This window comes from Exiguobacterium sp. s5 (assembly GCF_018618075.1).
In the GTDB taxonomy this organism is placed as follows: Bacteria; Bacillota; Bacilli; order Exiguobacteriales; family Exiguobacteriaceae; genus Exiguobacterium; species Exiguobacterium mexicanum_A.
Genome location: NZ_JACSLK010000004.1, coordinates 336,244 through 343,601, shown reverse-complemented (window position 1 = coordinate 343,601; position 7,358 = coordinate 336,244). Strand labels below are relative to the sequence as shown.

The following is a 7,358-nucleotide window of genomic DNA, read 5'->3' as shown; positions in this document are numbered from 1 at the left end:
TCGTCCTGAGCCAGGATCAAACTCTCCAAAGAATTTGATATAGCTCTTTAAAAATGACGAAGCTTGCGCTTCATTCAAAAATTGTAAAACATTTTTTGCCTCATCGTTCAGTTTTCAAAGTTCGTCAGTTAAAATGGTGGGCCTAAGTGGACTCGAACCACCGACCTCACGCTTATCAGGCGTGCGCTCTAACCGGCTGAGCTATAGGCCCATAATAAAAATGGTGCACCCTGAGAGATTCGAACTCCCGGCCTTTAGATTCGTAGTCTAACGCTCTATCCAGCTGAGCTAAGGGTGCATATTGGTGCGGTCGAGAGGACTTGAACCTCCACGGTGTTAACCACCACTAGGCCCTCAACCTAGCGCGTCTACCGATTCCGCCACGACCGCAGCGTATTAAGGTGTTGCGAGGGATAAAAAATGGTGAGTCATGCAGGGCTCGAACCTGCGACCCTCTGATTAAAAGTCAGATGCTCTACCAACTGAGCTAATGACTCAAATATAAGCTGGGCCGGAAGGGATCGAACCTTCGCATGTCGGAATCAAAATCCGATGCCTTACCACTTGGCTACGGCCCAACGTAAATGGCGGTCTTGACGGGATTTGAACCCGCGATCTCCTGCGTGACAGGCAGGCATGTTAACCCCTACACCACAAGACCGTTATACGTGCTTAAATTTGAAATGGTGGAGGATGACGGGATCGAACCGCCGACCCCCTGCTTGTAAGGCAGGTGCTCTCCCAGCTGAGCTAATCCTCCGTATGATGGTGACCCGTACGGGATTCGAACCCGTGTTACCGCCGTGAAAGGGCGGTGTCTTAACCGCTTGACCAACGGGCCAGATGTATGTGTTTTCTAAAAATAAGTGGCGGAGACGGAGGGATTCGAACCCTCGCACCGGTTTCCCAGCCTACTCCCTTAGCAGGGGAGCCCCTTATAGCCTCTTGGGTACGTCTCCAAAATAAAATGGCTCCGCAAGTAGGATTTGAACCTACGACCTACCGGTTAACAGCCGGTTGCTCTACCACTGAGCTATTGCGGAACGTTGCTTGAATTTATCGAAGTAACGATTTAAATTGTAACCGCAAACCAGAAACCTGTCAATCACTTTTTTAGAAAAGCTTTAATATTCCATGCCGTCTCTCGGCGACTTCTATAAGATAGCACGGGCAGAAAAGACCGTCAACACTTTTTCGTAAAAAAATCGAGCAAAATGAAAAACATTTCGCTCGATGCTAGTTCTCTCTTATTTATCTGCGTGGCTCAAGCATCGTGAGACTGATTCGTCCACGATTGGCGTCAACTTGTTCGATCCATACCGTGACGATGTCACCGACCGCGACAACGTCGAGCGGATGCTTAACGTAGCGATTCGACAACTTCGAAATGTGGACGAGTCCGTCTTGCTTCACCCCGATATCGATGAACGCCCCGAAGTCGATCACGTTTCGCACTGTTCCTTGGAACTCCATACCGACCTGGAGATCTTCCAAGTTCATAACGTCTGTCCGAAGTAACGGCTTCTGAATGTCTTCGCGTGGATCACGTCCTGGTTTCGCGAGCGACTTCAAGATATCTTCAACTGTCGGCAAACCGGCTTCCAACTTCTCACTCAATGCTTTGGCGTCAACCGTCTTCAATCGATCTCGCAGTTCAGCCGTACCGACCGCTTGCTTCGAAACACCGAGTTCCTTCAATAGAGAGCGCGTCAACTTATAGCTCTCCGGATGAATCTCCGTTTGATCGAGTACATCGCTTCCGTTCGTGATCCGTAAAAAGCCGGCCGCTTGCTCATACGCCTTCGCTCCGAGACGAGGCACTTTCTTGATTTCTTTCCGCGTATCAAAGCGCCCGAACTCATCCCGATACGCGACAATATTTTTAGCCGTCGTCTTGTTCAATCCAGATACATATGTGAGCAGCGATTCCGAGGCTCGGTTCACATCCACACCGACCATGTTGACGACACTCTCGACGACAAACTCGAGCGACCCCTTCAGCTTGTTTTGACTGACGTCGTGTTGATACTGTCCAACCCCCACCGATTGCGGGTCGACTTTAACGAGTTCGGCCATCGCGTCTTGGATACGTCGGGCGATCGAGACAGCCGAGCGTTCTTCTACTTTCAATTCCGGGAACTCAGACCGTGCAGTCTCTGACGCCGAATAGACACTCGCCCCCGCCTCATTGACGATGGCGTAAGCAATCTCGCGTTCAGCTTTCTTCAGCCAGCTCGATACGAATTGCTCCGTTTCACGGGATGCGGTCCCATTCCCGATGACGATGACCGAAATCGGATAACGTTTCACGAGCGACGATAGCACTTTTTCCGATCCCGCGACATCGTGTTTCGGTGCCGTCGGATAGAAGACACCGACTTCTTCGACTTTCCCGATTTCATTGACGACGGCCCATTTACAACCTGTGCGATAGGCCGGGTCAATCCCTAGGACGACGACCTCACGAAGCGGCGGTTGCATGTAGAGTTGCTTCAAGTTTTTCGAGAACACGTCGATCGCCTGTTCTTCGGCCGTCTCGGTCAATTCGCTACGAATCTCACGTTCGATGGCCGGAAATACCGACTTCTTGAACGCGTCCTTCACGGCGAGCGTGACGAGTTCGCGTTTCTCTGTCGGCAAACGGTCAAACTTGCCGAGCGCTTGTCGCATGAAGCCGGCTTCGTCGAAGACAATCTTCACTTGCAACACGTCCGTGCGCTCTCCCCGGTTCAAAGCGAGAATCCGGTGCGGGACGATTCCTGCGATTTTTTCTTCATATTCATAATACTGGGCGAACACTTCTTTCTCGTCTTCCGCTTGTTTTTTCTTCTGCGAACGAAGGAGCGCCTCTTTCCGGACTCGTGTTCGAAGTGATTGTCGAAGCGTCGCCACTTCGCCCCACTCCTCCCCAATGATTGATTGGACGAACGGAAGTGCTTCTTCAAGCGAAAGATCACCCGCTAACGACTGCGCTTCTTTCAGCGAATAGGGTGTCGGTTGACGATACCAGTCAGCGAGGGCTTGTAGTCCTTTCTCCCGCCCTTGTTCGGCTTTCGTCCGTCGCTTCGGACGATAAGGGAGATAAATGTCATCGACTTGTTGCAGGCTCGTCGCCGCTTCAAGCGCCCGTGTCAATTCCGGCGTCGCCTTCTCGAGTTCTTCAAGTTTGGCGAGGACGTCCGTCTTACGCTTGTGCAAACTCTCTTCATATTGTAAGGCGTCGAGAATCGCTTTGATTTCGACTTCATCGAGATTACCGGTCATTTCTTTACGGTACCGGGCCATGAACGGAATCGTCGCTCCGTCCGCGGCAAGTTGTTGCACCGTCTCGACTTGACTCGTCTTCAACTTCAACTCTTTTGCGACTTTCGTAATCAATCGAATCACTTCCTTTTCTCTTCTCTCTAGAAGTGTAGCAAACTCACGCCTAGACGACAAAAAAACGATGACCATTTAGTCATCGTTTGAAAATACTTCATTGAGCGGGACTTTGATGGCCTCACGTAACTTCTCAAGCGCGCGTCGCTGCAAGCGCGATACGTGCATCTGCGAAATCCCGAGGAGTTCACCCGTCTCTTTTTGGCTCATGTTTTTATAATAAGCACATTCTAAAATCGCCTGTTCCCGTTCGTTCAGCACACTGAACGCTTTTTCAAGGATGAGGCGCTGGTCGACCGATTCGTAGCCACGTTCTTGGCTTCCGACAAGGTCGAGGAGCGTGACGGTCGAACCTTCGTTGTCCGCTTCGATTGAGCTGTCGACGGAAAGGGCTTGGTAGCTCTTGCCCATCTCGAGCGTCTCGAGAATCTCTTCATCGGAAACGCCGAGGTGATCGGCAATCTCATCGATGCGCGGTGAACGTTGCAACTCGGTCGTCAATTCCTCGACCGTCTTCTTGATTTTCGGTCCAAGCTCTTTAATCCGGCGCGGAACGTGCACGCTCCACGTCTTGTCACGGATGAAACGCTTGATTTCACCGATAATCGTCGGAACGGCAAACGATTCGAAACTGCGTCCGAACTCAGGGTCGAAACGACGAAGGGCAGCGAGAAGTCCGATCATCCCGACTTGAACGAGGTCATCGTGGATAGCCCGGCCGCGTGAAAACTTTCGTGCAAGTGCCTCAACGAGGTCCGAGTATCGGTTAATGAGGAGCATTTGGACTTCTTCATTTTGATCGTCCTGTTGATAACGCTCAATCCACTCTAATACTTCATCATCACTGTGATGGCGTTGTTGAGATTTTGCTGGCACTCTGATCCACCTCGTCCCTGTTAAGGAGTTTCGTCATCGTCACCTTGACACCATTGTCCTTGTTGATCGAGACGTCATCCATTAAGGCTTCAATGAGGAAAAGACCGAGTCCTCCTTCGTGAAGCGATTCAATTTCAGCCGTCTCTTCGACTGGCGCCGCTTGGCGTTTCACGTCGTCGGCAAATGTTTTGCCCGAGTCCTCGATCGTCATCTCGAGACGATCTTGATGGACGCCACACGTGAGTTTCACTTCACCTTCTTGGTCTTCATAAGCATGTTGAACAGCATTGCCACAGGCTTCCGAGACCGCGATTTTAATATCTTCGATCTCGTCGTACGTATATCCCATACGGTTAGCGATTCCTGAGACGACTAAACGGACCACACCGACATACTCCGGTTTGGCCGGGAACGTCATCACCGTCTGTTCGATGTTACTCATTGCGTGCCACCTCTTACGTTTGTATTGATCGAAAGCAACTTGTGCAGTCCTGTCAATTCAAAGAGACGATTGACGCGGTCGGTGACGCCGACGAGCGACAACTCTTTCTCATTACGTTTGGCTATTTTAAGGGCACCGACAAATACGCCGAGACCAGTTGAATCCATATAGTCCACTTCATCCAAATGAACGGTGACGTCTTGGTCCGTGATTGCCGGGTGCAAGACTTCCTTCAATTTTGGTGCGGTATATGTATCCACTTCTCCGGATACGTAAAGGTGTAATTGTTCTCCAATGACTTGCTCGCGAATCGCTAAATCCATCGTATATTCCCTCCTAATGTGCGTACAGAAAAATTGAGTACGATTAAACTAAATTCCCGTTTTACAGAATTCTAAACTATTTTTCAAAGATTTTTTTGAAAAAAAACCGATACCCATGTATCGGTTTCTTTATATGTAAGCTAGAGAGGGATTAATCCCAGACTAATCTCTAGCGCTCGGTCAACTTTGTGCATCGTCTCATCATCAAGATGAGTGACTTTATCCGTCAGACGACGCTTATCAATCGTTCGAATCTGTTCAAGTAAAATCACGGAATCTCGTTCGAGACCATGTTTGACTTGATATACCTCTACATGAGTCGGCAGTTTTGCTTTCTGGATCTGAGCCGTAATCGCAGCGACAATGACGGTCGGGCTAAAGCGATTGCCGATATCGTTTTGAATGACGAGAACCGGACGAACTCCACCTTGCTCTGAACCGACTACGGGCGACAGATTCGCATAAAACACGTCACCACGCTTTACGATCACTCCGCTCACACCCCGCTTACTTGACGTAAGAGAGCATGTTCGGCTTCCGTCTCAATCATCAGCATCTCTTCTGCCATATTCAAATTAAACGCGGCCATCTCTTGATAGCCTCTCGCCAATTCTTCGCGCAGTGTTTGTTGTCGATCAGCAATTTCTTTGGACAAGTACGTCACTACATCGTTCAATGACAATGATTCACGGTCTTTCATCGAAATCGGACCCCCATGCTGCGAGAACCGATCTGGAACGGACGCTAAAGCACCCGCAGTTCGCTGTTTCAACATCTTACACCTCCAGAATCGTTTCAATGACTGGCGGAAATATTCCCGCGTTCTTTACCAATATAACACGCGAGTTTGGGAAAATATAGAGAATTCCCGAAAGAATTCAGATAATTTCACACGTTTTCCGCTTTACACATAACGTCGCGGGAGGCGATTCGTTAATTGGCAGACGACCTCATAGTTGATCGTCTCGAGATGCGTGGCCAGTTCGTCAATCGCGACTGGTCCGCCGATGAGCGTGACCACAGTCCCGACCGGCAGCTCTTTAGGAAGTCTCACCATGAAGCGATCCATGCAGACACGACCGATAATGGGACAGCGCTCTCCATTGACGTCTACTTCGAAGCCGCTCGCTTTACGGATCCAGCCGTCGGCATATCCGACCGGCACGGTACCGATCCACTCATCTTCAGTCGTCGTATACGTCGCCCCGTAGCTGATCGTCTGTCCAGCTTCGAGTTGCTTCACTTGCATGAGCTTGCTCTTCAACGTGAAGGCCGGACGTAAAAATGAATAGAAGGAAGCCATTTCAGCTGACGGGTAGAGCCCATAAATCGCAATTCCGACCCGCACCACGTTGTACGGCACGTCTTGTCCGGCCATGCGGATCGCTCCGGCCGAGTTTGACGTATGAATGTAGCGGAATCGCGAGTGGAGTCCATCTATCAACTGACCGAACCGCTCCTGCTGCTCATAGTAAAGCTCACTGTCCGGCTCATCCGCTGTCGCAAAGTGCGTATAAATCCCTTCGACGATAAAACGGTCATCTGCCGCTTCTAAAAGGGCATCAAGTTCGGCGCGGGTCCGCAAACCGAGACGACCCATACCGGTGTCGACTTTCACATGAACGGTGAGTGGACGGTCAGATAGATGTGTGCACGCCTCACGCAACCAGTCGGCCGAAAAGACGGACAACGTCACATCGTGTTCGGCTGCGACGCCCGCATATTCTGGGAACTGGGCCTCCATGACGAGAATTGGCGCTTTAATCCCGGCCTCTCGGAGCTCGATTGCCTCCTCGAGTAAGGCCACACCGAGCATCGTCGCTCCGTTATCAAGCGCAATCTTTGCCACTTCGACGGCACCATGCCCGTAAGCGTTCGCTTTGACGACGGCCATGAGCGCTTGCGGGATCCGTTTTTTAATTTCGATTACGTTATGTTTGATCGCCGCCCGATCGATTTCAATCCAACTTGGACGAAACATCGTGATCCCCCTCTTCAATGATGACTTGTGCCACGGCATATTGCTCGCTGTGGCTGATACTCATATGAATCCGGCCTGAGTACGGCGCCGTCATATGCGGTCGCCCGGCCTCATCCGGTAAGATTTCGATTTGTTGCCACGACAGGCCCCGGGCAATCCCGGTCCCGACTGCTTTGGCATACGCTTCTTTCGCCGCAAATCGTCCAGCGACGAATTCGATGCGCCGTTGTTCTGGATAGGCGTCCGCAAGCGCCCGCTCGGCTTCGGTCAACAGACGTGCGACGAAACGGTCATTTTTGAGCGAGCGAGCAATCCGCTCGAGCTCGACGATATCGATTCCGATCCCCACAATCACAGG

At 50.9% G+C, this 7,358-nt stretch carries 8 protein-coding genes and 10 tRNA genes; all 18 read right to left on the bottom strand.

Going from position 1 to position 7,358, the window contains the following annotated elements; genetic code table 11:
- Positions 1–134: 134 nt before the first annotated feature.
- The 18 genes from KNP60_RS10865 to acpS all read right to left on the bottom strand — a co-directional run bounded on the left by KNP60_RS10865 (position 135) and on the right by acpS (position 7,355).
- A tRNA-Ile gene (locus KNP60_RS10865) sits at positions 135–211 on the bottom strand.
- A gap of 10 nt (positions 212–221) precedes the next feature.
- Positions 222–298: transfer RNA gene (locus KNP60_RS10860), tRNA-Arg, on the bottom strand.
- Positions 299–302: 4 nt separating this feature from the next.
- Positions 303–390: transfer RNA gene (locus KNP60_RS10855), tRNA-Leu, on the bottom strand.
- A gap of 31 nt (positions 391–421) precedes the next feature.
- Positions 422–497, bottom strand: a tRNA-Lys gene (locus tag KNP60_RS10850).
- A 9-nt stretch (positions 498–506) separates the two neighbouring features.
- Positions 507–578: transfer RNA gene (locus KNP60_RS10845), tRNA-Gln, on the bottom strand.
- A 7-nt stretch (positions 579–585) separates the two neighbouring features.
- Positions 586–661, bottom strand: a tRNA-Asp gene (locus KNP60_RS10840).
- Positions 662–684: 23 nt separating this feature from the next.
- Positions 685–760: transfer RNA gene (locus KNP60_RS10835), tRNA-Val, on the bottom strand.
- 6 nt (positions 761–766) lie between these two features.
- Positions 767–841, bottom strand: a tRNA-Glu gene (locus KNP60_RS10830).
- A 26-nt stretch (positions 842–867) separates the two neighbouring features.
- A tRNA-Ser gene (locus KNP60_RS10825) sits at positions 868–959 on the bottom strand.
- Between the two features lie 9 nt (positions 960–968).
- Positions 969–1,043: transfer RNA gene (locus KNP60_RS10820), tRNA-Asn, on the bottom strand.
- Positions 1,044–1,251: 208 nt separating this feature from the next.
- Positions 1,252–3,387, bottom strand: coding sequence for a Tex family protein (locus tag KNP60_RS10815; RefSeq protein WP_483299263.1), 2,136 nt, complete (start codon positions 3,385–3,387; stop codon positions 1,252–1,254).
- A 66-nt stretch (positions 3,388–3,453) separates the two neighbouring features.
- Positions 3,454–4,254 carry an RNA polymerase sigma factor SigB gene (sigB, locus tag KNP60_RS10810; protein WP_021068185.1) on the bottom strand — a complete coding sequence of 267 codons (801 nt, stop codon included), beginning with the start codon at positions 4,252–4,254 and terminating at the stop codon, positions 3,454–3,456.
- The gene (gene rsbW / locus KNP60_RS10805) at positions 4,220–4,696 is read right to left on the bottom strand and encodes an anti-sigma B factor RsbW (RefSeq protein ID WP_021068184.1); all 477 of its coding nucleotides are present in this window, start codon (positions 4,694–4,696) and stop codon (positions 4,220–4,222) included. Before rsbW ends, sigB begins: the two co-directional genes overlap by 35 nt.
- Positions 4,693–5,019: an STAS domain-containing protein gene (locus KNP60_RS10800; RefSeq protein WP_128123185.1), complete on the bottom strand. Its 327-nt coding sequence runs from the start codon at positions 5,017–5,019 to the stop codon at positions 4,693–4,695. The genes rsbW and KNP60_RS10800 overlap by 4 nt, the downstream gene beginning before the upstream one ends.
- 140 nt (positions 5,020–5,159) lie before the next feature.
- Positions 5,160–5,510, bottom strand: a complete 351-nt coding sequence (locus tag KNP60_RS10795) for a type II toxin-antitoxin system PemK/MazF family toxin (RefSeq protein ID WP_029596222.1) — start codon at positions 5,508–5,510, stop codon at positions 5,160–5,162.
- A gap of 5 nt (positions 5,511–5,515) precedes the next feature.
- On the bottom strand, positions 5,516–5,794 hold the full coding sequence (locus KNP60_RS10790) for a hypothetical protein (RefSeq protein ID WP_034780874.1): 279 nt from the start codon (positions 5,792–5,794) through the stop codon (positions 5,516–5,518).
- Between the two features lie 129 nt (positions 5,795–5,923).
- Positions 5,924–7,000: an alanine racemase gene (gene alr / locus KNP60_RS10785; RefSeq protein ID WP_214797454.1), complete on the bottom strand. Its 1,077-nt coding sequence runs from the start codon at positions 6,998–7,000 to the stop codon at positions 5,924–5,926.
- A complete protein-coding gene (gene acpS, locus KNP60_RS10780; protein WP_021068179.1) occupies positions 6,978–7,355 on the bottom strand; it encodes a holo-ACP synthase in 378 nt (125 codons plus the stop codon). Before acpS ends, alr begins: the two co-directional genes overlap by 23 nt.
- Between the last annotated feature and the right edge of the window lie 3 nt (positions 7,356–7,358).